This is a genomic window from Marinicauda pacifica (assembly GCF_004793635.1).
Taxonomy (GTDB): Bacteria; Pseudomonadota; Alphaproteobacteria; order Caulobacterales; family Maricaulaceae; genus Marinicauda; species Marinicauda pacifica.
Window position 1 is genome coordinate 180,158 of sequence record NZ_SRXV01000002.1, and the last position, 22,676, is coordinate 202,833.

Here is a 22,676-nt window from a genome sequence, read left to right on the forward strand (position 1 = left end):
GAACGCAAAATCGCGTTAAGAGGCCACGCCCTCTTGTTTGTTCTAGGGAGTCTTTCATGGAAGACGGCGCGCCATTGCGCATCATGCTGGTGACCGATGCCTGGGAACCGCAGGTCAACGGGGTCGTGCGCACATTGTCGCGCGTCACCGAGGAATGCCGGGAGATGGGCCACGAGGTCGAGGTCATCCATCCGGGGCTCGGCTACCGGACGATCCCGCTGCCCACCTATCCCGACATCAAGATGGCCCTCGGCGCCCGCAAGGACATTGAGGCGCGCTTCAAGGCCTTCGAGCCGGAAGCGATCCACATCGCGACCGAAGGCAGTCTGGGGGAGGCGGCGCGCAAGATTTGCCTGAACTGGAAGCTGCCCTTCACGACCAGCTACCACACAAGGTTTCCCGAATACGTGCACGCGCGCTTCCCGTTCATTCCGCTTTCGACGGGCTACTGGTACATGCGCCGGTTCCACAATTCGGGAAACAGGCTGATGGTCGCCACCCCGACCATGCGTGACGATCTGGCCAAGCGCGGCTTCAACAACATCACGCCCTGGGCGCGCGGCGTGGACACCGAACAGTTCCACCCCTCCCGCCGGCATCAGGACGGCAAGAGCGTCTACGAGGGCCTGGAAGGCCCGATCTTCGTCTATGTCGGGCGCGTTGCGGTGGAGAAGAATATCGAGTCCTTCCTCGATCTCGATCTTCCCGGCACCAAGGTCGTGGTCGGTCCCGGCCCGCAGCTGGAAGACCTGAAGCGGCGCTACAAGGATGTCGTGTTCACGGGCTCGAAATCGGGCGAGGAGCTCGCGCGCCATTTTGCCGACGCGGACGTCTCGGTCTTCCCCAGCTGGACTGACACGTTCGGCCTGGTGATCCTGGAATCGATGGCGTGCGGCACACCCGTCGCCGCCTTCCCGGCCCCCGGTCCCAAGGACATCATCCCCGGTTCGGGCGGCGGCGTGGTCAGCGAGGATCTGCGCGAGGCCTGCCTGGGCTCGCTCGACTGCAGCCGCGAGGAATCGCGCGCCTATGCCGAGACCTTCTCCTGGCGCAAGTGCGCGGAGGAGTTCGTCAAGAATCTCAAGCCCCAGCCACGCCCGGAACGCCGCCGTATCTGGCGCCGCATCCGCCGCTTCGGCCGGCCGGGCTGACGCAGGCTCAAGGCAAAAAAAGGGCGGCCTCCAGCGAGGCCGCCCTTTCCATACTTACGCCAGAGACGCGCTGCCTATTCCGGCGCATCCATCGCGGTCAGCGCCCGGCCGGAGGCCGCCTCGCTGGCGCGGGCCTGGTCGGGGAGCGCGATGAGCCCGCGCTCGGCCAGGTAGCCGAACGGGCCCCATGCATCCTCGCTGGTCAGCTCGGTGACGAACTCGCGCACGCCCGGCACCACGTCGGCATGCTGGTTCTTCACATAGACATACATCGAGCGCGAAATGGGGTAGTCGCCATCCGAGATGGCGTCATAGGTCGGCTCGACGCCTTCCACGACAACACCCTCGATCCGGTCGCCATTCTGCTCCAGGAAAGAGTAGCCGAAGATGCCGAACGCGGTCGGCGTATTGGCGAGGGTCTGCACGATCGTGTTGTCGTTTTCCCCGGAGTCGATCCAGCGGCCGTCTTCACGGATCCGGCTGGCAATGGCGTTGAAGCGGTCCGCATCCGACTGCGACATGGTGTGAAGGCATTCGATCTCTTCCGCGCCGGGATGCAGACCCAGCTCCACGAACGCATCGCGTGTGCCCGAGGTCGGGGGCGGGCCGTAAACCTCGATGATCTCGTTCGGCAGGGCCGGGCTCACGTCCGACCAGCGCGTATGCGGGTTCGCAACGATCGTCTCGCAGCTATAGCCGGCAACCTGGGAAAAGCTGGCTCCGGGCCGCAGCGCGCCGGATTCGGTCACCAGCAGCTCGCCGTGGGCATCGACCGGGGCCGGAATTTCGGCGGCCAGCGCCAGGAACAGATCGGACCGGTCCATCTCGGTGGCCGGCGCGGCGCTGGAATTGCCGATGATGATGCCGTCATAGCCGATCATGATCTCGGTGATCTCGGTGACGCCGTTATTGCGGCAGCGTTCGAACTCACTCGCCTTGATGCGCCGCGACGCGCCGGTGATGTCGGGATGGTTGGTCCCCACGCCCGCACAGAACAGATTCATTCCGCCGCCCGTGCCGGTCGATTCCACGACCGGGGTCGGGAAGTTGGTTCGCGCTCCGAAATTCTCCGCCACCGCCGTGGTGAAGGGGAAGACGGTGGACGACCCGACCACGCGCAGCACGTCGCGGTTCTGCACCGCGTGGGCGCCGGCCAGACCGGCTGCAGTGCAAGCGGCCGCTGCGGCGGCCAGAAGAAGACGGTTTTTCATTTGGGCTGGATCCGTTCAAACGTTGGACGACGCGCGGCACCCGGGAGTGTGCGGCCGCGGTTTTGTTCGCCTGTGAAAACCACAGCTGTGTGACACGAAGATGGCAGTCGGCCCGCCGGACGCAGTTGCACCGGCCGCAGCCTCGCCGTCCGGACGGTGGGTGTCGATCAAGCTATTAATTTTAAGTCGAAAAATCCACGCGTTTGGCAGGAGCCTGTCAGTGACCTAATGTCCGTTCCTGACGCGCGCGCCCTCATGAGAGCTGCAACGGATGGAATTCCACTTTACATGGCCGAAGGGAAGCCTTATCAGCCGCGGTCCCGGCGGAGGCGACGATGCCGGATTGGGTTAACTGCCAACAGGGGGTCTCGTGAATTGCACGACTACCATACGCCCCTGGACCTGGTCCGCTCTCGGCCTGTTGAAGGCCCGGTCGCCTGTGCGCGGCCCGATCGACTGACGATCGCAGCAACCTGGTTCCAGAAAAATTTTCCCGGCGACGTACTGTACGCCGTGAAGGCCAACCCCTCGCCCTGGGTGATCGACACCCTGTACGCGGCGGGGATACGTTTTTTTGACGTCGCTTCCCTTCCGGAAGTCGAACTCGTTTCCGCGCGCTGTCCGGATGCGAAGATGGCGTTCATGCACCCGGTCAAATCGCGCGCCGCGATCGCGAGCGCGTATTTCGACCATGGTGTGCGCATCTTCGTGCTCGATTGCGAGGCGGAGCTCGACAAGATCCTCGCCGAGACCGGCTATGCGAAAGACCTCACCCTGGTCGTGCGCATCGCCGTGTCCAATGACGGGGCGACCCTGCCGCTGGCCGGCAAGTTCGGCGCGAACGAGACCGAGGCCCCGGATCTGATGCAGAAGGCGCGCGCCTATGCCGAAGAGCTGGGCGTCAGCTTTCACGTGGGCAGCCAGTGCATGGCCCCCGCCGCCTATCGCGCGGCGATGATGGAGGCCTCGCGCCTGATCGCGCGCGCGGGCGTCACGGTCGACATCGTCGACGTGGGCGGCGGCTTCCCGTCCGTCTATCCCGGCCTGACCCCGCCGCCGCTGGAAGACTATATCGCGGCCATCGAAAACGCGTTCGAGGACATGATGGTCCTTGAAAACGCCGATCTGTGGTGCGAGCCCGGCCGTGCGCTCATTGCCGAGTCCGTCTCGGTGCTCACGCGCGTCGAGCTGGTCAAGGGCGAGTCGATCTACATGAATGACGGCGCCTACGGGACGCTGTTCGACATGGTTCACGCGCGGTGGCCCTTTCCGATGCTTGTCCACCGCCGCGAGGGCGAGCCGTCCAGCCAGACCGCGGAGTTCAAGCTCTACGGTCCGACCTGCGATTCCATTGACTCCATGCCGGGGCCCTACACACTGCCGGCCGACATCCGCGAAGGCGATGTGATCGAGTTCGGCATGCTGGGCGCGTACGGCACGGCGATGGCCACCCGGTTTAACGGGTTTGGCGACGTGGAGACCGTTCAGGTGAACGATTTCCCGTTCAAATCGCTTTACGACCAGACGATCGTTCGCCCGGCCCGCCGGGAAGGCTCGGTCGTCCCCTTCGCGCGGGTCCGCCGCCGCCGCCAACGCCTCCTGAAGAAACGTTAGAGACATCATGACCGATCAAACCAACCGCAAGGCCGAGCTTCTTTCCAGCCCGGTCGAGCACATCGACATCGCCAGCTTCGATGGCCGTCCGATCATCGACGCGTGGGAGAAGATGAGCTTCACCTCGCGCGATGCCGCGCGGGCCGCGCGAATTCTGGACAAGGCCGTCGCCGATCCCGATTGCGCCGTCATCCTGACGCTCGCCGGCTCGACCTCGGCCGGTGGCTGCATGCATGTCTGGCGCGACATGGTGCGCCACAACATGATCGACGCCATCGTGGCGACCGGCGCCTCCATCGTGGACATGGACTTCTTCGAAGCCCTCGGCTTCAAGCACTACCAGGCCCACGAAGTGCCCGACGACACCACGCTGCGCTCGCTCTATATCGACCGCATCTACGACACCTATATCGACGAGGAAGAGCTGCAGGCGTGCGATCACACCATCGGTGACATCGCCGACTCCCTGCCCGCCAAGCCGATGAGCTCGCGCGCCTTCCTCAAGGCGATGGGCAAATGGCTCGCCGACGGCAACGCCAAGAAAGAAGGCTCGCTGCTGGAGGAATGCTACCACCAGGGCGTCCCGATCTTCGTACCGGCCTTCTCCGACTGCTCGGCCGGTTTCGGCCTCGTGCGTCACCAGGTCGAGCGGATGAAGGAGGGCAAACCCTACCTGTCCATCGATTCCGTGGCCGATTTCCGCGAACTGACCGATATCAAGATCAAGGCCGGGCGCACCGGCCTGTTCATGGTCGGCGGCGGCGTGCCCAAGAACTTCGCCCAGGACACGGTCGTGTGCGCGGAAATTCTCGGCCACGAGGATGTCGAGATGCACGCCTATGCGGTTCAGATCACCGTCGCCGACGTGCGCGACGGGGCCTGCTCCTCCTCCACGCTGAAAGAGGCCTCCAGCTGGGGCAAGGTCGACGTGGCGCTCGAGCAGATGGTGTTTGCCGAGGCCAGCTCGGTCGCGCCGATCATCGTGTCGGACGTCTTCCATCGCGGAAACCACAAATCGCGTCCGCGCCACCGCTTCGCCGACATGTTCGAGGATTAAGGACTACGTTCCATAATGGTCGGGGTGAATAGCGATTCAGCAAACCCAGATGAATGGCCTCGGGCAGCTAGGTTTGGGCTCGGAGAGGGTGGGCTGTGTCTTGAGGCACAGCCCAACTCTAGCACCATAAAGCTTTGCGCTGGCGGGAACAGGATAGTCGGGCAGTTCACTATCACTGAATACCGACAGCCATTCTTCTGGTTCGATCAAGTCGGGCTCAGCGTGGTTGGCTTTGATTTCGTCCGACATCACAGTCAGGTTGACGGTTTCTATCCTCCCGAATGGCGTTTGCTGTGTCCGGCCAGTGGGTGGCTAGGTAACGATACCAGGCAAGGCTTTAGTCAAGCAGCAAACGCGGCGCTCGATAAAGGCGAGATGCAAACATGGGATTTGTGTGATCGCATTTCGACGCAAATCGAAATTTGCGAGCTTAGGTTAAAGACCCTGTGGGAGGCCTATAGTCACTGCCTGCGCTCGACGGCGGATGAGGCTAGAATTGAAAGCCCACCTATTATTTCAAATGGGTGGGAAAGACGTGTGGTGATAGAAACTCACAGTGTCCTTCATGAAACTTCCACGCTACGAGATTATTTGAGTGAATTCTTCGCGCGCCACATTTTAAATTTTAATTCGCCTATAAAACAAGCTTCAGATTTAATTAAATTATTGAAATCTGAAAAAGATCTTTTACCAGCTGCCGAAAAATTCGAATTCTGGTCATCCATCAAAGATGGTGGTCTATTTTCATGCAAAGAATTTGGAAACTATCGGGACTTTATTACTCACATATCGCCACTTTCAAGTAATTTATCGAGCTTTGGCATCAAGCCAACACTCCTACGCATCGGCCATGTAAACATACCGATTGCGAGGCTGCATATGCCAAATAACATCCGTGAACTTCAAAAACGATTTAGCAACAAATTGCTGCCGCAGAACAAAAAGGCACTCTATGATGAGATCGCGGAAACTTGGGGTCGAACCTCAAACGATGATTATGACTGCTTGAGGTATTCTACGTTTATCACTAGGCGATTATTAAACGATGCTTCAGTCCTTTTGGGTGAATCCGGGCTTGAGCAGACTATGATCCATCTGACTGAAGCGGATCTGGCTGGCCCAATCGAGTTTCTTTGATTTGATTGGACAATACCCCTTCGCAGCAGACCTGAGGTCGTCCCCCCCGGCCGGCCGAGGCGTTTTTATGTTCAGCTGTCACCGGTCGGGCCGGGAGCTGCCCGCGCAGTGCTCGCTCAGTCGCATGCAGCGCGCCTGCAGTCCCGAATAGACCGCATAGCCGGCCAGGACGAGCGCCGAGCCGAGATAGAGCGCCAGCCCGTAGGGTTGATCGCGCAGCCAGGTGATCGTTGCCGACAGGCCCTTGGCCTCCTCCGGAGACGCCTGCCATCCGGCAATCACAACGAACAGGGCGAGCACCAGGAAGAGCAGGCCGCGCCCGATGATCGCAAAGCCGACGACCGGGGTCAGCCAGCCGGCCGGGCCGGACAGGTCCAGGGAGTCCTTCCAGCTTCCGTCGGCCGCGCGCCAGATCTGCGCGCTGCCCACGCCGGCAAACACCAGACCCAGCGTCATGATCAGCCAGCGCCCGAAGGGCTGTCCCAGAAGCCATTGAACCGTACTCTGCGTGGCGCCGGGTCCGCCGCCGTCATTCTGGCCGAGCAGCACGCCGAAGGCGCCCAGACCGACGAGCCCGTAGCCCAGGCCCGACATGATCATGCCCAGCCGCGCGGTCCGGCCCATCGCGTCGTCGCCCTTGTCGGGCATGTCCAGAAAGCCTTGTGTCAGACGCCACCCGGCATAGGCCAGCAGGCCGGTTCCCAGCACGATCAGCATGGCCTTGCCGGGCCAGCTGGTTTCCAGCCAGTTGAACGCGTCGCCCGGGCTGACCCCGTCATCTTCGCCGCCCAGAAACACGGCGCGCAGCATCAACCCGGCGATCAGCGCATAGACGATGGCGCGGGCCGACAGGCCGGTGCGTCCGGCAATCTCGTAATAGGGTGAGCGGCTTTCGGGGCTGAACATCGCGTCTCAAACGCGAGCGCTGCGCCCCCGTTCCGCACGCCGCTCACACGGTCTCGGGAAACTCGAACCGCGCCTTGCGCACCACTGTCCCGGCATTGCCGTCGAACGCGTGCTCGGCGTAAGGCCCGTTCTTGTCGACCCAGTGCAGAAACAGATGCGCCGACCAGGTATTCGGGTTCGGGTCGTTGCGGCCGTGGATATGGTTCATGCCCTTGTAGATCACCGCGTCGCCGGCCTTCATCGGGACCTTGTAGAAGCTCAGCTTCTGGCCCGGCGGCAGCAGCTCGCCGTGGACATTCTTCTTTACCTCGTCCTCATAGCGCTGCTCGCTGACCCAGAGCGGCCATTCGATATCGTCGGAATATCCAAGGGTCAGCGAGATCGACTGTTCGGCCGCGCACCGGTCCAGATGCAGCTTGCAGATATCGCCCTTGCGATAGACCCGGAAATAGGAGTGCGCGGGCAGCAATTCCTTGCCGGTCAGCGCCTGCATCCACGGCGTCATCGACCACAGCATCGTGGCTTGGGCTGGATAGTCGTAGGCATAGGATTCAAAGCAGTGCGCGTTCGTGAACGGCCCCTTTTCCCACCGCCCTTTGTAATCCTCCTTGCAGCCGCCCAGATCGGTCTGGAACTGATAAAGCAGAGAATCGACCACCTCGGTGGGAAATAGATGCTGCGCCAAGGCCCATCCATTGGATTCATAGCCTTGTCTCAACGCGTTGACTTGCGCGAGCCGATCAAACACTGCCATTTTTTGTGCCCCCTGGCCAAGATGAACAAACTGTCATCTTCAATCGGGGGCGGGTCAAGGCCACCCTTTCCCACGGGGGTGAAGCGGCGCCGGATGCAAACCCGCCATGCAATGGCGCGGCTCGCCATAACCGGTCAGCGGTGATAAGGCCGACCCCATTGCTCGCACCCTCGTGCCGGAGACCAAAAATGGACGCGATCGACTATTCCCTGCTGACGGCCTCGCTGGTCACATTCTTCGTGGTGATCGACCCGATCGGCGTCGCGCCGATCTTCGCCAGCCTGACCGAAGGCACGCATGGCGCCCACAAGCGGCGCATGGCGATCAAGTCCGTGCTTATCTCCACCGTGGTCCTGTTTGGCTTTGCCTATGGCGGCGAATGGCTGCTGAACGCCCTCCATGTCAGCCTTGATTCCTTCCGCGCGGCGGGCGGCGTCCTGCTCTTCATGCTCGCGCTCGACATGATCTTCGAAAAGCGCACCGAACGGCGCGAGGAACGCGCGGAGAAATGGGAGGAGGAGCATGAAGACCCCGAGAACACGTCGGGCGAGCCTCTCAAGGCGGGCGAGGATATTTCTGTCTTCCCGATGGCCATTCCCATGCTGGCCGGTCCCGGCGCGATCGCCTCGATCATGCTGTTCATGAGCGAAGCGGGCGGAAACCTCTACAATCAGGGCCTCGTCTTTGCCGGCATGGGTATCATCCTGCTCGTCTGCCTGGTGCTCTTCCTTCTGGTCGGCCCGCTGATGCGCCTGATCGGGGACACGCTGGCCGCGATGATCACCCGCATCCTCGGCGTCATCCTGGCGGCCCTGGCTGCGCAATTCATCTTCGACGGCATCGCCGGGGCGCTGCTTCAGGCCTGACGGCGGCGGCGCGCGAACGGGAACAGGCTTCACGCACGCGGCGTTTCATGAGGGCGAGACAACTCCCCCTCGCGAAAAAGGAAGACCGCCATGAATGCGACTGAACTTAAAGGCAAATGGAAACAGGTTACCGGTGAAGCGAAGCGCCATTGGGGCAAGCTCACCGATGACGACCTGAAGACGATCGAAGGCGATCGCGACAAGCTCGTCGGCAAGGTCCAGGAACGCTACGGCAAGGACAAGGACGAGGCCGAAAAAGAAGTCAACGAGTGGATCGAGAAGAAATAGCATCCTTCTCGTCACGAAACGCGAAAGGGCGGCCCGACGGGGCCGCCCTTTTTTGTGTCGCGAATTCTGCCGTCAGATCAGGCCGAGCGGGCTTGCTCGGCGTGTTTGCCCTCGCAGAATTCCTCGACGATCTTGGCATTGAACGCCTCCAGATCGTCCGGCGTGCGGCTGGTCACCAGGCCCTGGTCGACGACAACCGGCTCATCGCGCACCTTCGCGCCGGCATTGGCCAGGTCGGTGCGGATATTCTTCACCGACGTCATCTGGCGGCCCGCGACCACATCCGCATCGATCAGAACCTGCGGACCGTGGCAGATCGAGGCGACCGGCTTTTTCTGCGCGAAGAAGTCATGCACGAAATCGAGCGCTTTCTGCTGGATGCGCAGCGCATCGGGCGAGAACAGGCCGCCGGGGATCAGCAACGCATTGAAGTCATCGGCTTTCGCCTCGTCCAGCGTCACATCGACATGGATCGACTTGCCGTGTTCGCGATGGCGATTGGCCTGGATCTCACCGCCTTTGATCGACACGACGACGGCTTTGCCGCCGGCCTGCTCGATCGCCTCCTTGGGCAAGAACAGCTCGGCTTCTTCAAAGCCGTCCGCGGCGAGGATGGCGACCGTCTTGTTGGCGAGGCGTTGGGTCATGGGGGAGGCTCCCTTTGTGTTTGCATTATCGGCGGGAGCCTAGGAAACGGGATGAGCCGGACTCTGTTCCGTTCGCCATTCATCCAATCTTAGGCCTGTGCTGTCATGGTGTGACGGTTCTATAGCCCAGGTTTGCACGATGATGCGTATACGGCTCATCTTGATGGCGGCGTCAGCCTGCCTCGCCTCGCTCGGCGTCTTCGCCGGAGCGTTCGGTTTCGCCAACGGCACGCTGGACCAGGCCATCGCCTTTGCCTGGCCCGGCCTCGGCGCCGCACTCGCCCTCATCATGGTCATGCCCTCGCGCACGCAGGATTAGGCGTTCGCGGGCCGGTTCTGGCCGGCACCCCCTCCCGGTCTACCGGTCGGACGGTTCGCTCCACACGATCCGGTACAGGTCGAAGCGGCGATCGCGCAGGTTTCTCACCGTGCCCGAACGGCGCGCTTCCGTCAGGTCGTCCACGCGCAGGTCGGCGACCGCGACCGTCTCCACGCTTTCACTGGCCACGGCCGCCAGGCCGTCGCGCGCAAACGGGAAGTCGCACGGCGTGATGACCGCGCTCTCGGCATAGTTGATGTCCATGTTCTCGACATCGGGCAGATTGCCGACATTGCCCGCCGTCACCACGAAGACCTGGTTCTCGATCGCCCGCGCGTGAGAGCAGTAGCGCACGCGCAGATGGCTCGTGCGGTCGTCGGTGGCATAGGGGCAGAAGATGATGCGCGCGCCCTCGTCGGCCATGCGCCGGGCCAGTTCGGGAAACTCCATGTCATAGCAGATCAGTACACCCACCGGACCGCAATCGGTCGGGATGGCGTGCACGAAATCGCCGCCCTTGATGTTCCACCAGTATTTCTCGTTCGGCGTCGGGTGGATCTTCTCCTGGGAATGGATCGAGCCGTCGCGCAGGAAGATATAGGCGACGTTCTGGATATCCCCGTCATCGGTCTTGGTCGGGTGGGACCCGCCGACGATGTTGATGTTGTAGCGCACGGCCAGCTTGCTCATGAACTCCAGGAAGCGCGGCGTGTGCCGGGTCAGGGCCTCGATGCTCTCCTGCGGCGTCAGCTTCTTCTTTTCCAGCGAGAGGAGCGCGACCGTGAACATCTCCGGGAAGACGCAGAAATCGGCTTTGTAGTCCGAGCAGACGTCGACGAAATACTCCACGTTGCGCTCGAACTCGCGCACGGAGTCCACGGCGCGGGCCTGGAACTGGACCGCGGCGACGCGCACCGTCTGCGGGTCGGGCCGGCGGCCATTATTGGAGACCTCGACATATTTCGGGTTGCGCCACACCATCAGCGCGGCATTGCCCAGCGAGTCCTTGTCGTCGGGATAATAGGCTTTCAGGATCCCGGCCGGTTCGAACCCCATGCGCAGCTGGAAATTGGCCACCGGGTCCTTGACCTCGCGCGCCTGGACCGCGGCCAGATAGTCTTCCGGGTTGGGATAGCTCTTGCGGCGCCGCTTCAGGCCGGGCATGCGGCCGCCGAACACCACGCCCTTGAGCCCCCATTCCTGGCACAGGCTCTTGCGCGCATTGTACAGGCGCTGGCCGATGCGCAGGCGGCGCCGGCTGGGGTCGACCGCGACCTCCATGCCGTACAGCCAGTCGCCGTCATCGTCATGGCGCGCGGCATAGCCGTTGCCGGTGATCTCCGCATAGGTGTGGGGCGCGAACGCGGTCGCCTCGTCGATGATGAAGGTGGCGCACCAGCCCACGACATCGCCTTCGTACTCGACCACGAACTGGCCGTCGGGGAAGGCCTGGATCTGGCCGCGGATCTGACCCGGCAGGTCGGGCGGCATGTCCGGATAGGCCCGGTCCTGCAGCTCCAGGATCGCCGGCACGTCCTCCACGGTGGCATTGCGCACGGTCAGCGTTGCAGAACGGCGGTGGTCGGTCATGCGGGCTCTTTCTGATCGCCTGAAAACATCGAGCGTCCAACATAGAGGCGACCGCCGGAGTTCCCAATGGTCGCGCTGAGTGGCAGGAGGTGGAGCGCACGCCCCTCATCCTTACGCGTCCCGGCGAAGGCCGGGACCCAGAGATCGTGGAACGCCGTCATCATGGGTCAGCCCCCGGCCTCCCCTGGGCCCCGCCGTTCGGCGGGGAGCGAAGAAACCGGCGCGGGACCGGACTGAAGCCTACCGATAAAACTCCGGGCGCCGATCCCGGAAGAACCCCCACGCGGCCCGGTGGCGGTCCAGGAAGTCGAGATCGAACTCGGCCACCAGCACGCCGGACTGGTCGCGGTCGAGCTCGGCCTTCACCTCGCCGGTATGGTCGCAGATGAAGCTCGTGCCGTAGAAGACCTGCCCCTCCTCGTCACCGACCCGGTTGGCCGCGCCGATGGGCATCACATTGGAGACCGCGTGGCCCTGCATGGCCCGGCGCCAGCGCATCGCGGTGTCCAGGCTGGTATCGTGGGGTTCGGACCCGATCGCGGTCGGGTAGAGCAGGACGTCCGCGCCCATCATCGCCATCGCGCGCGCGGTTTCGGGGAACCACTGGTCCCAGCAGATGCCGACCCCGACCCGGCCATGCTTTGTGTCCCACACCTTGAAGCCGGTATCGCCGGGGCGGAAGTAGTATTTCTCCTGATAGCCCGGCCCGTCGGGAATATGCGTCTTGCGGTACACGCCGAGCGCCTTGCCGTCGGCATCCAGCATGACGATGGAGTTGTAATAATGCGGGCCGTCGCGTTCGAAGATCGAGACCGGAATGGCGACGTCCAGATCGCGCGCGACCGTCTGCAGCGCGGTGACGCACGGGTGGTCCATCGCCGGATAGGCGGTTTCGAACCAGCGCTCTTCCTGCGTCTTGCAGAAATACGGTCCCTGGAAGAGTTCGGGCGGCAGGACGATTTTCGCGCCTTTGCCGGCCGCTTCGCGCACCAGGCGCGAGACGGTATCGATATTCTCGCCCATATCGTTGGAGAAGGCGGCCTGAATGACGCCGATGGAAATCGTCCGGGGCATGAAACCCTCCTAACCGTCTAGATCGTCGAGCCAGTCGCCCGGCCCGTCACCGGTGCGCAAATCCATCGCCGTCGGCCACAGCCGCCATGGCGCGCGCGCATCCGCATTCCACAATGCCACATAGGCAAACCCGGTCTCCGGTTCCAGCACGATCTGCGCGCCATAGCCCGACAGCGATCCCGAGTGCATGATCAGCGTCCGGTCGCCCCACGAATAGATGCGCCAGCCCATCCCGTAGCCGGTCTCGTCGACACGCGCGCGCACCGCGCCCAGGCGCACCGTCTCGCGCAGCGAATTGACCCGCGGCGTCCAGGCAAAATTGCGCGCCTCATGCGGGACGCCGCCGCTCATCGCCAGGTGGGCGCGCGCCCACGCGATGAGATCGTTCAGCGTCAGATTGACCCCGGCGGCGGCCGGCAGCCCGTCATAGGGCGTGTCGGGACGTCCCGCCCGGTCGACCGAGCGGCGCCAGCCGCGATGGGGCCGGGCCCAGCTTTCGCTCTCGCGCAGCTGGTCGGTGCCCACACTCGCGTGATCCAGCCCGTAGGGCTCGAACAGATAGGTGCGCAGCGCCTGCTCGTAGCTCATGCCGGTGGCCTGCTCGATCAGCACCCGGGCCTGGGCGAAGGCCACATTCTGATAGCTGTAGCACGCGCCCACACCGCAAATCTGGTCGACATCGGCCAGGCGCTCGCGCACCCGGTCCGGATCGCGTCCGGCCTCGATCAGATTGTCGTAGGCATTGTTGGGCAGGCCCGTCTGGTGGGACAATAGCTGCAGCCAGGTGATCTCCTCCCCGCTCTTCAGCTGCAGCACGGTGTCGGGCACGGCGGCGTTCAGATTGACGATGCCGCGCGTGTGCAGGATGGACAGGAGCGTGCCGGTAAAGGTCTTGCTCAGCGAGGCGGCCCGGAAGGCCGTGTCGGTCGTCACAGGCTCCCGCCCGCCCGCATCGGTCTCGCCGTAGGTATAGGTCAGGACGACCTGGTTGTTCTCGATGACGGCCGCGGCCAGCCCGACCACCTGATCGGCACGCGCCGCCTCGTTCAGCCGGCGTGTGAACGCGTCAAGCCAGCCTGGCTCGGCCGGCGGACGCAGCGCCAGCGCGGTCAGCGCGCTTTCCACCTCGGCGGTAGGAAAGGCCGGCACGGGCGCGTCGACGCTTTCGATACGCGGGGCTTCGCCGGGCGCCCACGGCCCCGGCATCGTCCCGGCGATTTGCTGGGCCAGAAAAACAGCGCTGAAGAACGGTACCGCAAACACGTAAGGCTCAACCCTCGCGTAGCTATCGATCAGGCGTGTGGCGCCGGGACATTGCAGGTCACACAGTGAAACGCGCCGCCGCCGGTGAGGATAGCGTTGGCGGGGCGCGCAGCCACCGTATGATCGCGAAACGCGCGGGCAAGCACCCTGGCTGCATCGCGCGCATGCTCGTTATAGGCCGGCATCACCACATTGGCACGGCCCACGACCCAGTTCATGTGCGAAGCGGCCACCGCCTCGCCCTCCATCTCCACCAGTCCCGGGGAGGGAAGGCGCACGACCTGCAGCTTGCGCCCTTTGGCGTCCCGCGCCGTCTCCAGCTGGCGTACGATCTCGCCCAGCACGCGGGCATTGGGATCGTCGGCCCCGGTCGGGCTCTGGCAGGCCACGATCCCCGGCGCGATGAAGCGCGCGATATTGTCGACATGCCCATCGGTATGATCGCCGACCAGGCCCTCGTCGAGCCAGATGATATTGGAGACGCCCAGCGCGTCTTTCAGCGTGTCGGCGACCTGTTGTTCCGACTTGCCGGGATTGCGGTTGGTATTGAGCAGGCACTGGCGCGTGGTCACCACGCTGCCGGCCCCGTCAAACTCCAGCGCGCCGCCTTCCACCACCAGATCGAACCGGTCCTCTTCGGCGCCGGCCTGGCGGGCGATCTCGCCCCCGATCATGTGATCGGCAGCAAACTGATACTTGCCGCCCCAGCCGTTGAAGCGGAAGCGCACGGCCTTCAGGGCGCCGTCCTCCAGCGCGAAGACCGGCCCGGTATCGCGCGCCCAGACATCGCCGTACTCGGCGCGGACGACGCGCGCACGAGCGCCCAGCGCCCGGCGCGCATTGGCCTCGGCGCGTGCCGTCGCGGCATAGATCACCAGCGGCGTACGCCGGGCGTCGCGCCCCGGTTCGGCGAGCGCGGTCAGGAAGCCGGCAAACTCCTCCTCGGCCGGGGACAGATCCTCTTCCCAGAGGTCTTCGGCGGCCGGCCAGCAGGTGTGGATGCTGGCCTGAGGGGCGGTTTCGTGGGGAATGAAGCGCTGTGTCATGGTCATTCGATACCATGGCGCCCCGCCGCCTGCGAGAGGGCGAGGCGGTGCGCGATACACCCTGCCGGCAGAGCCGCCGGAACCTCCTGCTAGACCGCTTGCGGACCGGGCCGGCCGGCCTCGACGACGAAGCGGGCCTGGTCGCCCGGTGCATAGCCGTCGCGCCGTTTCACCTCGCCCACGGTGCGCAGGGTGATCTCCGCACGCTCCGCGCTCAGGTCCAGCAGGCCGTAACCGCGCTCGCGCGCATCGAAATGCTTGATGTGTCCGAAATTGCTGGCCGTCTGGGCAAACGCGTCGTGATTGGTGTGGTGAGACGTGACGGCCGTGGTCACGAACTCGCTCGCCACAGTGGCCGAGGCGGGGTCTTCATAGTCCTGCTTCACGTCGCAGACCCAGTAGCAATGCGTGTCCCCGCCCAGCACGATCGGATTGGATTCCGGCCGGCTGGCGAACAGGTCGACCATGCGCTGGCGCGCCGCCGGGTATCCGTCCCAGCCATCCGACCAGGCATTGGCCGCCCCGGTTTCCGGATCGGTGCCGTAAAAGGGGCTGAACAAGGTGGGCTGGACCACCAGATTCCAGCGCGCCCCGGAGCGCGCGAAATTATAGCGCAGCCAGCCTTCCTGGTCGTTGCCCAGATAGGTGCGCGCCGGGTCGAGGCGCTCGGCGCAATCGCGCGCAATCATGTTGCCGCCGCGGTCGGACTCGGTCGGACACGCCATCGGGGTGCGGAACTGGCGCCCGTCGGTCATGTAGATGGCGGCGAGGTTTCCGAACACGCTTTCGCCCCAGATGCGCATCTCCCCGCGGGCGCGTTCCAGCATGGAGCGGCGGCGCAGCGGCATGTTCTCCCAATAGGCCTGGTAGGCGGCCAGACGCCGTTTGCGGAAGTCGGCGATCGAGACTCCCGCCTCCTCCCCGACATCGCCGGCATAGTCGTTATCCACCTCGTGATCGTCCCAGGTCACCAGCCACGGACAATGGGAGGCGGCAGCCTGAAGGTCCGGGTCCAGCCGGTAGAGCGCATGCTGCATGCGGTAATCGGCGATGGTGTAGGGCTCGGGCACGGCATGGCGGCGCACCTGCGGCCCCCAGCTGGATTCGTAGATATAGTCGCCAGTGTGGACCAGCAGGTCGGCGTTCTCCTCCACGATATTGCGATAGGCGTGGAAGAAGCCCTGCTCGTAATGCGCGCACGAGACCCAGGCGACCCGCATCCGGTCGACCCCGGACAGGAAAGCGGGCGCCGTCGCGGTGCGGCCCACGGGGCTCGTCGCCTCTCCGGCATGAAAGCGGTAGAAATAGGTCCGCCCCGCCGGCAGGCCGTAAATCTCGGCGTGAACGCTATGGCCCTGACCGGGAACGGCGCGCTCGACGCCGCGGCGCACGATCTGGGTGAAGGCCTCGTCCTCGGCCATCTCCCAGCGGACATCGACCGTGGACTCGCCCATGCCCCCGTCCGGCTCGAACGGGTTGGGCGCCAGCCGCGTCCACAACACCATGCCCTCCGGCGTCGGCTCGCCGGACGCGACGCCCAGCGTGAACGGATCGGTGTCGAAGCGCTGGTAGTTCGAGGCGCTCGTCTCCGGCACCCGGCAGGCTGCGGCCAGCCCCGCCAGCGCACCGCCGGCGGCCCCGCGCAGGATCAGGCGGCGGGTCGGATCGGGAAGGATCAGCTTGCTCATGGGGACGCTCCGTTGCGCGAATGAAAAGGGCCAGGACGTCTCATACCCGACGGGTTTGACGGTTTCACGAAACCCGGCCTCAACCGCTTGGTTTGATACACAAAAAGAAAGGGCGGCTCGTGTGAGCCGCCCTTCCCTTTTTAGTGTCCGGACAATCCGGCTTCGAGCTTAGAACTCGTAGCGCAGACCGACGCGGATTTCGTACAGCGAGTCGAACTGGTTGACCGGCGAGATGTCGGTCTCGTCGAACTCGTTGTAGCGATAGACGCAGGAGCTGGCCGTCGTGCAGGTCGTGCGCGCGTCGTCGCCGGTCAGAGCCGTGGCTCCGTCGACACCGTTGGCGGCCACGTCGGCAGCCGAGACGAGGTCCGCGGCCACGATCGCGGCCTGGCCGTTGCCGACGCCACCGCTTTGCACGCCCCACTCGTCATTGAGCAGGTTCGGGAAGTTGATGATGTCGAGCACGAAGGAGAAGTTGTTGTCTCCCACGAAGCGGCCGACACCCGGGATGCCCGGCAGTTCCTGCTGGATGCGAAGATCCCACTGCTGGTTCCAGTTCGACGAAGCCGTGTTCACTTCGTGGATCTGGCCGGTCGGGATGTCGTACTCGCTCACGAAGTCGAAGAACTCCGTCTGATCGAAGCCGCTGGCATAGACCACCAGCGGATCGCCGCCCTGGGTCGGGACATAGAGCGGGCTGTTATCGAACGGGCTTTCGAAGTCGCCGGCGCGGCCGAACAGCGAGTTGCTGGAGCCGACGTCGAACGTGTAGGTGAACGGGATGCCCGAGCGGATTTCGCCGAACACGTCGAAGCGCGTCGTCAGGTCCGCCAGGAAGTCACGCTCGTAGGACAGGCCGATCTTGAAGGAGTGCTCGACTTCCCAGTAGGAGGTGCGGACTTCCGGATTGTTCCGGTCGATCGCCGTCAGGCCGCGCCAGTTGGAGATGCCGCGCGACGAGCTGCCTTCGGAGACCCATTCCACGTCCTGGTGGGCGTAGCTGGTGTAGAAGCCGAAGCCGTTGTCGAACTCGTTCTGCAGGCTGACCGACAGGATGTGGCTTTCAGAACCGTCCGCGTTGGACAGCTCGGTCAGGTTGCCGATGCCGAGGTCCTGCAGATCGGCGTAGATGGTGCGGCCGTCCGGAGCGGTGCCGGTCGGCAGCGCCGCGCCGAGCTCGGTCTGGGCCAGGTTGTTCCAGACATATCCGTTTTGCGGGGTCGAGAACAGGTACTGGGCCGACACGATGTAGTCGTCACCCAGGTTGAAACCGAACCAGTCGGCGTCGAACGAGTGGTCGACACGCAGCGAGGCTTTCCAGTCGGACGGAACTTCGAAGTCGGAAGAGACAACGTCGATCACGCGGCCGGACTGGGCTGCGACGTCGGCCTGCAGGGCAGCCGGAACGTCGAAGCTGGAGATGGCCAAGCCGGACTGGCTGGCAGAAGCGGTCGCACCCTGGAAGGCGTTGGAGATCCAGACTTTCGGATCGCCACCGGCAAACAGGCCGAAGCCGCCGGTCACGGTCGTACGGTCCAGGCCGTCCCAGCGGAAGCTGACACGCGGCTGGATGAGGTCGAGACCGTCCAGGTTCTGACCGCTGGTGCCGGCGCCGTAGGTGGCGTCGAGATTGGCGTCGAGCGGCGGGGTGTCGTCCTGGGAGAAGTACTCGTAGCGCAGGCCGTAATCGACCGACAGCGACGGGGTGACCTGCCAGGTGTCCTGGATGAAGGCCGTCCACTTGGCGATCGCGAAGGCGGACGCCGCGTCGTTGGCATCGTTGGTCGGCGAGTTGGAGTAGTTGATCGTCGGGGTGTTGTTCTGGATGTCCGTCAGATCGTTGTAGATGAAGTAGCCGTTCGAGGACTGAACGAACAGGTTGTACAGCTCGTAGTTCTCGTACTCGCCGCCGAAGGTCAGCAGGTGGTCGCCGAAGGAGTAATCACCCGAGGCGAAGAGCTGCAGGCGCTCGTCTTCAAACTCGTTGGCGTGACGGAAACGGTCACAGCCGCCGGTGAAGAACTCGTCGCTCGAGCCATCGATCATGCCGGCCAGCGGGGAGCCCGCCAGGTCGGCTTCGTTCAGGCGGAATTCGAGGGCCGGCTGGTCGGTGCCGGCGCGGCAGATCTGGCCGCGGGTGAATTCCTTGTAGTTGACGCGCAGCGTCGTGGAGAAGCTGTCGCTCCAGTCAGAGAAGAGCTGGCCGGTATAGGCGGTCAGTTCGACCGGGATGTCGTACCAGGAGCTCTCGAAGCCCTGACGGCTGACCGAGGTGCCGCCTTCTTCGGTCGACTGGTAGGTGAAGGACGCACGGTGATTGTCCGTGATGTTCCAGTCGATCTTGCCCAGCAGGCGCTCGGAGGTCACCGGCAGGGACACGACGGACGGGCGGCCGCCCATGTCGTAGCCGAGCTGGTTCTGAACGTAGGTGTTGAACGCGTCGTAGAAGGCCGGGTCGATATCGTCGTCGATGTCGTCCTGGGTGAAGTTCTGGCCCGAACCGGACTCGAACTCGTCATAGGCCACGAAGAAGAACAGGCGGTCTTCGATGATCGGGCCGCCGAGCGTGAAGCCGTATTCTTTTTCCTCGAACGGCGCGACGGTGAAGGCTTGGCCGTCCGTCTCGTCGCCGAAATAGCCTTCGTCCTGGTAGTAGTAGTAGGCGGAACCATCAAACTCGTTGGTACCCGACTTGGTCGTGATGTTGACCAGGCCGCCGGTGAAACCGGACACGGTCACGGCATAGTCGGACGCGGCCAGGGAGGCGGATTCGATGGCGTCGAGCGAGATCGGGGAGCGCTCGGTCGCGTAGGTGTTCGAACCGAGGCCGAAATCGTCCTGCTGCAGGGCGCCGTCGATGGCCAGACCGTTGAAGCGCGGGTTGGTACCGGCCACGAAAAGCTGGCCTTCGCCGCTGGAGAAGGCCAGCGGGTCGCGGGTCAGGGTCTGCAGCACGTCGCGATTGGCCGACGGCTGGTTGGCGATGTCGCGCGCGGAGTAGACCGAGCCGACGCCGTTATTCAGGTCGAGACGGTTGATCGCCTGGCCGGTCACGACGATCACGTCGGAGGCCTGCGGGTTCAGCGTCAGGGTGAGCGGCGGCTGGGAGCCGGGGGCCAGGTTCAGGCCGTCGATGACGTCGCCTTCAAAGCCCGGGGCGTTGACTGCGACCGTGAACGGGCCGCCGACGCGCAGGCCGGACTGGGAGAAGTTGCCCGACTCGTTGGTCACGGCGCGCGATGCGGTGCCCGACGGCGTGTGAATGATGGTGACGGTGGCGCCGGAAATCCCGTTTCCGTTGGCGTCGACGACTTCACCGCGCAGCGACGCGGAGGTCTGCTGGGCGTGAACTGCCGACGTCGCGGCCATTGCCGCAAGCGCGGCCACAGACGTGCTGTAAGCGAGCTTCTTGAAGAAAGCCATGGGTGTTGGTCCCCCTTAATCGACCGATTGCGTCACAGGCAACGCGCCTGTGTACTGCCGGTCGCTTACGAGCCCCCCTTCACGGTTCGGTGACACAAGTGTGAAGGTTTTGTGTCGGCGTCAACGCGCACATTTTCCGTGCCCTGACACAACTTCGAAGCCGCCGCCGGTTGTATCGCTTTTATATGCGGGGGGTTTGCCCTTCCCGCCTGCCCAGGCAGGCAGCCGAGTCCGATCGGCGCGGCGGCGGGAAAACCGCCGCAGGACTTAACGAAACCCTGCGCTTCGCACGTGCAGCGTTGCATTCCGGCCACGCCTGTTTTGCGACGGGTTCGCGGCCGGACGCTCGAAGGCTTTGACAGCCGCCCGCACATCTAGGACACACCGGGATCATGAACGCGATGACCGACAATCCCGCTCTGCGCTCCGCCCGGGTCGAGCTGACCGCCACGGCAGGCGTCCTGCTCACGCTTCTGGTGGCGCGAATCGCGGCAATCGCCCTGGATCCGGGTCAGCTCTATGCCGACGAGACCCAGTACTGGATCTGGTCGCGCGATCTGGACTGGGGCTATTTCTCCAAGCCGCCCATGATTGCCTGGATCATCGCGCTGACCACCTCGCTCTTCGGCCAGGCCGACTGGGCGGTGCGCCTGGCGGCGCCCTTCCTGCACACCGCGACGGCGGTCTTCCTCGGACTGACGGCGGCCCGCCTGTTCGGCGCGCGCACCGGCATGTGGACCTCGATCGCCTGGATCACCCTGCCTTCGGTCTGGCTCTCGGCGACCGTGATCACGACCGATGGCGTGCTCATGACGAGCTGGAGCGCCGGCCTCTACTGCCTGGTCAGGCTGCGCCAGGGCGGCGGCTGGCCCAGCGCGCTCGGGCTTGGCCTCGCGGCGGGGCTCGGCTTCCTGTCCAAGTACGCGATGATCTATTTCTTCCTCGGCACGGCCCTCGCGCTCGTGGTGGACCAGCCCGCGCGCCAGGCGCTCCTCACGCTGAAGGGCGCGGCGGCGCTCGCGCTCGCCACCGTGCTGATCCTGCCCAACCTCGCGTGGAATTCGGCGCACGACTTTGCCACCGTCACCCACACGGCGGCGAACGCCAACTGGGGCTCGAACCTGTTCAATTTCGAGGAGCTTGGCCAGTTCCTGGTCGACCAGCTCGCCGTGTTCGGACCGGTCTTCTTCCCGGTGCTGCTCGTAGCCATCGTGCAGGCCGTGCGCGGCGCGCGCCAGTCCGGCCCGGCCCGCCCGCGCCTCATGCTCGCGCTCTACAGCCTGCCCATCCTGGTCATTGTCTGCCTTCAGGCCTTCATCAGCCGCGCGCATGCCAACTGGGCGGCCTCGGCCTACGCCGCCGGCCTGGTTCTCACCGTCGCCTTCCTGCTGAGCGGACCGGCCTGGCGGCGCTATGCCCTGTACGGCTCTGTCGGCCTGCACGCGCTCGTCGGCATCTCGATGATGGTGCTCGCCGCCTCCGTGCCCCTGTCCGAAGCGGCCGGGGTCGCCAATGCGTTCAAGCGCGTGCGCGGATGGGACCAGTCGACCGCCGAACTGTCGGCTGCATTCGAGCGCTCGGGCGCGGATGCGCTCGTCTTCGACAACCGTAACGATTTCCATCAGATGCAGCGCTATGGCTCGGTCGACGGCGAGGCGCTCTACATGTGGCTGCGCCATGAGGGCGCGCTCAATCATGCCGAGCAGGGCTGGCCTCTGCCCGATGGCTATGGCGCGCCGGTGCTCATCGCCTCGGAACGGCCGGAGGAAATCCCCGTCATCGAGCGCGATTTTGCCCGCTTCGAAGCCTTCGGCGAGATCACCGTGGAGCTCGGCGGCGACCGCCGGCGCCATTACGATCTCTTCCTGGCGCAAGACTATCGGCGCGTGGCGCGCTCACCGGAGTACGAAGCGCAGATCGAACGCGAACGCGCCTCCTCCTCCGACTAGCCGCGCGCCTCGTCGCCCCAGACCTCGCGCAGGCGCTGGTCGCGGCGGCAGCCGAAGCGATAGCGCTGATAGCGCGCCGGGTTCTTTTCCGCGTAGTCCTGGTGATAGGCCTCGGCCGGCCAGAACGCGCCCGCCGCCTCGATCTCCACCTCGATCTCGCGATCGAAGCGCGCCTGCACCTCATCCAGGCTGGCCTGCGCCAGCGCCATCTGCGCCTCGTTCACCGGGAAGATGAAGGGCGCGTAGCTCGCGCCGCGGTCGCAGAACTGGCCCTGCGCGTCAAACGGGTCGACATTGCGCCAGTAATGGTCGAGCAGCGCCTCGTAGCCCACCTCGCCGGGATCGTAGACCACGCGCGCCGCCTCGACATGGGAGGTGCGCCCGCCAACGACATCCTGATAGCTCGGGTCGGCCTCGCTGCCGCCGGTATAGCCGGACACGACCTCGATCACCCCGTCCAGCTTTTCAAAATCGGCCTCGGTACACCAGAAGCACCCCGACGCGAAGATCGCCTGTTCGGCGCCCTGAGGCAGGTCCGGATCGGGCGGGCTGGTCTGGGCCTGCGCCCCGCTTTCCTCCTGCGCGCAGGCGGCAGCGGTCAGCAGAAAGGCCAGGCCGGCAAGAGCGGCAATACGCATGAATGTCTCCAACGGGCAGCTTGGGTCGCCCTGGAGAAACTGGACCGTGCGCGCG

The 22,676-nt window shown here is 64.4% G+C and carries 19 protein-coding genes; 8 read left to right on the top strand and 11 right to left on the bottom strand.

Annotated features, from left to right (window positions below; all coding sequences use genetic code 11):
• The first annotated feature begins 74 nt into the window (after positions 1-74).
• Positions 75-1,151 carry a glycosyltransferase family 4 protein gene (locus tag E5162_RS07345; RefSeq protein ID WP_174235001.1) on the top strand — a complete coding sequence of 359 codons (1,077 nt, stop codon included), beginning with the start codon at positions 75-77 and terminating at the stop codon, positions 1,149-1,151.
• A gap of 74 nt (positions 1,152-1,225) precedes the next feature.
• Here the strand turns inward: E5162_RS07345 and E5162_RS07350 are convergent, their stop codons facing one another.
• Positions 1,226-2,362, bottom strand: a complete 1,137-nt coding sequence (locus E5162_RS07350; RefSeq protein ID WP_135944448.1) for a substrate-binding domain-containing protein — start codon at positions 2,360-2,362, stop codon at positions 1,226-1,228.
• Between the two features lie 375 nt (positions 2,363-2,737).
• On the opposite strand from E5162_RS07350, the gene E5162_RS07355 reads away from it, so the two are divergent.
• From E5162_RS07355 to E5162_RS07365, 3 genes are read left to right on the top strand one after another with little or no spacing between them, the layout of a single operon-like run.
• Positions 2,738-3,976, top strand: coding sequence for a type III PLP-dependent enzyme (locus E5162_RS07355; protein ID WP_135944450.1), 1,239 nt, complete (start codon positions 2,738-2,740; stop codon positions 3,974-3,976).
• Between the two features lie 7 nt (positions 3,977-3,983).
• Positions 3,984-5,033 (top strand): 1,9-bis(guanidino)-5-aza-nonane synthase, encoded by a 1,050-nt coding sequence (locus tag E5162_RS07360; protein WP_135944452.1) that lies wholly within the window; start codon positions 3,984-3,986, stop codon positions 5,031-5,033.
• A gap of 15 nt (positions 5,034-5,048) precedes the next feature.
• Positions 5,049-6,170 (top strand): hypothetical protein, encoded by a 1,122-nt coding sequence (locus tag E5162_RS07365; RefSeq protein WP_135944454.1) that lies wholly within the window; start codon positions 5,049-5,051, stop codon positions 6,168-6,170.
• Positions 6,171-6,248: 78 nt separating this feature from the next.
• Here E5162_RS07365 and E5162_RS07370 read toward each other — a convergent pair whose 3' ends face one another.
• Together E5162_RS07370 and E5162_RS07375 are read right to left on the bottom strand one after the other, a co-directional pair.
• The gene (locus tag E5162_RS07370) at positions 6,249-7,076 is read right to left on the bottom strand and encodes a DUF1206 domain-containing protein (protein ID WP_135944455.1); all 828 of its coding nucleotides are present in this window, start codon (positions 7,074-7,076) and stop codon (positions 6,249-6,251) included.
• Between the two features lie 43 nt (positions 7,077-7,119).
• A complete protein-coding gene (locus E5162_RS07375) occupies positions 7,120-7,830 on the bottom strand; it encodes a hypothetical protein (protein WP_135944457.1) in 711 nt (236 codons plus the stop codon).
• Positions 7,831-8,018: 188 nt separating this feature from the next.
• Here E5162_RS07375 and E5162_RS07380 point away from each other — a divergent pair, with 188 nt between their 5' ends.
• Together E5162_RS07380 and E5162_RS07385 are read left to right on the top strand one after the other, a co-directional pair.
• A complete protein-coding gene (locus E5162_RS07380) occupies positions 8,019-8,696 on the top strand; it encodes a MarC family protein (protein ID WP_135944459.1) in 678 nt (225 codons plus the stop codon).
• A gap of 90 nt (positions 8,697-8,786) precedes the next feature.
• The gene (locus tag E5162_RS07385) at positions 8,787-8,984 is read left to right on the top strand and encodes a CsbD family protein (RefSeq protein WP_135944460.1); all 198 of its coding nucleotides are present in this window, start codon (positions 8,787-8,789) and stop codon (positions 8,982-8,984) included.
• Between the two features lie 77 nt (positions 8,985-9,061).
• Here E5162_RS07385 and E5162_RS07390 read toward each other — a convergent pair whose 3' ends face one another.
• Positions 9,062-9,631 carry a type 1 glutamine amidotransferase domain-containing protein gene (locus E5162_RS07390; protein ID WP_135944461.1) on the bottom strand — a complete coding sequence of 190 codons (570 nt, stop codon included), beginning with the start codon at positions 9,629-9,631 and terminating at the stop codon, positions 9,062-9,064.
• Between the two features lie 139 nt (positions 9,632-9,770).
• Here E5162_RS07390 and E5162_RS07395 point away from each other — a divergent pair, with 139 nt between their 5' ends.
• On the top strand, positions 9,771-9,950 hold the full coding sequence (locus E5162_RS07395) for a hypothetical protein (RefSeq protein ID WP_135944462.1): 180 nt from the start codon (positions 9,771-9,773) through the stop codon (positions 9,948-9,950).
• 39 nt (positions 9,951-9,989) lie between these two features.
• Here the strand turns inward: E5162_RS07395 and E5162_RS07400 are convergent, their stop codons facing one another.
• The 6 genes from E5162_RS07400 to E5162_RS07425 form a co-directional block, all read right to left on the bottom strand.
• A complete protein-coding gene (locus tag E5162_RS07400) occupies positions 9,990-11,540 on the bottom strand; it encodes a bifunctional GNAT family N-acetyltransferase/carbon-nitrogen hydrolase family protein (protein ID WP_135944463.1) in 1,551 nt (516 codons plus the stop codon).
• Between the two features lie 240 nt (positions 11,541-11,780).
• Positions 11,781-12,614, bottom strand: coding sequence for an N-carbamoylputrescine amidase (aguB, locus tag E5162_RS07405; protein ID WP_135944464.1), 834 nt, complete (start codon positions 12,612-12,614; stop codon positions 11,781-11,783).
• 9 nt (positions 12,615-12,623) lie between these two features.
• The gene (locus tag E5162_RS07410) at positions 12,624-13,877 is read right to left on the bottom strand and encodes a serine hydrolase domain-containing protein (RefSeq protein WP_158291229.1); all 1,254 of its coding nucleotides are present in this window, start codon (positions 13,875-13,877) and stop codon (positions 12,624-12,626) included.
• A gap of 29 nt (positions 13,878-13,906) precedes the next feature.
• Positions 13,907-14,929, bottom strand: coding sequence for an agmatine deiminase family protein (locus E5162_RS07415; protein WP_233342062.1), 1,023 nt, complete (start codon positions 14,927-14,929; stop codon positions 13,907-13,909).
• 83 nt (positions 14,930-15,012) lie between these two features.
• Positions 15,013-16,611 carry an alkaline phosphatase D family protein gene (locus E5162_RS07420; RefSeq protein WP_135944468.1) on the bottom strand — a complete coding sequence of 533 codons (1,599 nt, stop codon included), beginning with the start codon at positions 16,609-16,611 and terminating at the stop codon, positions 15,013-15,015.
• A 168-nt stretch (positions 16,612-16,779) separates the two neighbouring features.
• Positions 16,780-20,034 carry a TonB-dependent receptor gene (locus E5162_RS07425; RefSeq protein WP_135944470.1) on the bottom strand — a complete coding sequence of 1,085 codons (3,255 nt, stop codon included), beginning with the start codon at positions 20,032-20,034 and terminating at the stop codon, positions 16,780-16,782.
• Between the two features lie 392 nt (positions 20,035-20,426).
• On the opposite strand from E5162_RS07425, the gene E5162_RS07430 reads away from it, so the two are divergent.
• The gene (locus E5162_RS07430; RefSeq protein WP_233342063.1) at positions 20,427-21,983 is read left to right on the top strand and encodes an ArnT family glycosyltransferase; all 1,557 of its coding nucleotides are present in this window, start codon (positions 20,427-20,429) and stop codon (positions 21,981-21,983) included.
• Here E5162_RS07430 and msrA read toward each other — a convergent pair.
• Complete coding sequence (msrA, locus tag E5162_RS07435) at positions 21,980-22,621, bottom strand: peptide-methionine (S)-S-oxide reductase MsrA (protein ID WP_174234995.1); 642 nt, start codon at positions 22,619-22,621, stop codon at positions 21,980-21,982. The genes E5162_RS07430 and msrA overlap by 4 nt on opposite strands.
• Positions 22,622-22,676: the final 55 nt, after the last annotated feature.

Coding starts and splice junctions, on each gene's coding strand:
- E5162_RS07380 (WP_135944459.1), top strand. CDS start 8,019: ATGGACGCGATCGACTATTCCCTGCTGACGGCCTCGCTGGTCACATTC.
- E5162_RS07350 (WP_135944448.1), bottom strand. CDS start 2,362: ATGAAAAACCGTCTTCTTCTGGCCGCCGCAGCGGCCGCTTGCACTGCA.
- E5162_RS07415 (WP_233342062.1), bottom strand. CDS start 14,929: ATGACCATGACACAGCGCTTCATTCCCCACGAAACCGCCCCTCAGGCC.
- E5162_RS07390 (WP_135944461.1), bottom strand. CDS start 9,631: ATGACCCAACGCCTCGCCAACAAGACGGTCGCCATCCTCGCCGCGGAC.
- E5162_RS07370 (WP_135944455.1), bottom strand. CDS start 7,076: ATGTTCAGCCCCGAAAGCCGCTCACCCTATTACGAGATTGCCGGACGC.
- E5162_RS07425 (WP_135944470.1), bottom strand. CDS start 20,034: ATGGCTTTCTTCAAGAAGCTCGCTTACAGCACGTCTGTGGCCGCGCTT.
- E5162_RS07395 (WP_135944462.1), top strand. CDS start 9,771: ATGATGCGTATACGGCTCATCTTGATGGCGGCGTCAGCCTGCCTCGCC.
- E5162_RS07360 (WP_135944452.1), top strand. CDS start 3,984: ATGACCGATCAAACCAACCGCAAGGCCGAGCTTCTTTCCAGCCCGGTC.
- msrA (WP_174234995.1), bottom strand. CDS start 22,621: ATGCGTATTGCCGCTCTTGCCGGCCTGGCCTTTCTGCTGACCGCTGCC.
- E5162_RS07385 (WP_135944460.1), top strand. CDS start 8,787: ATGAATGCGACTGAACTTAAAGGCAAATGGAAACAGGTTACCGGTGAA.
- E5162_RS07420 (WP_135944468.1), bottom strand. CDS start 16,611: ATGAGCAAGCTGATCCTTCCCGATCCGACCCGCCGCCTGATCCTGCGC.
- E5162_RS07400 (WP_135944463.1), bottom strand. CDS start 11,540: ATGACCGACCACCGCCGTTCTGCAACGCTGACCGTGCGCAATGCCACC.
- E5162_RS07430 (WP_233342063.1), top strand. CDS start 20,427: ATGAACGCGATGACCGACAATCCCGCTCTGCGCTCCGCCCGGGTCGAG.
- aguB (WP_135944464.1), bottom strand. CDS start 12,614: ATGCCCCGGACGATTTCCATCGGCGTCATTCAGGCCGCCTTCTCCAAC.
- E5162_RS07365 (WP_135944454.1), top strand. CDS start 5,049: ATGGTCGGGGTGAATAGCGATTCAGCAAACCCAGATGAATGGCCTCGG.
- E5162_RS07375 (WP_135944457.1), bottom strand. CDS start 7,830: ATGGCAGTGTTTGATCGGCTCGCGCAAGTCAACGCGTTGAGACAAGGC.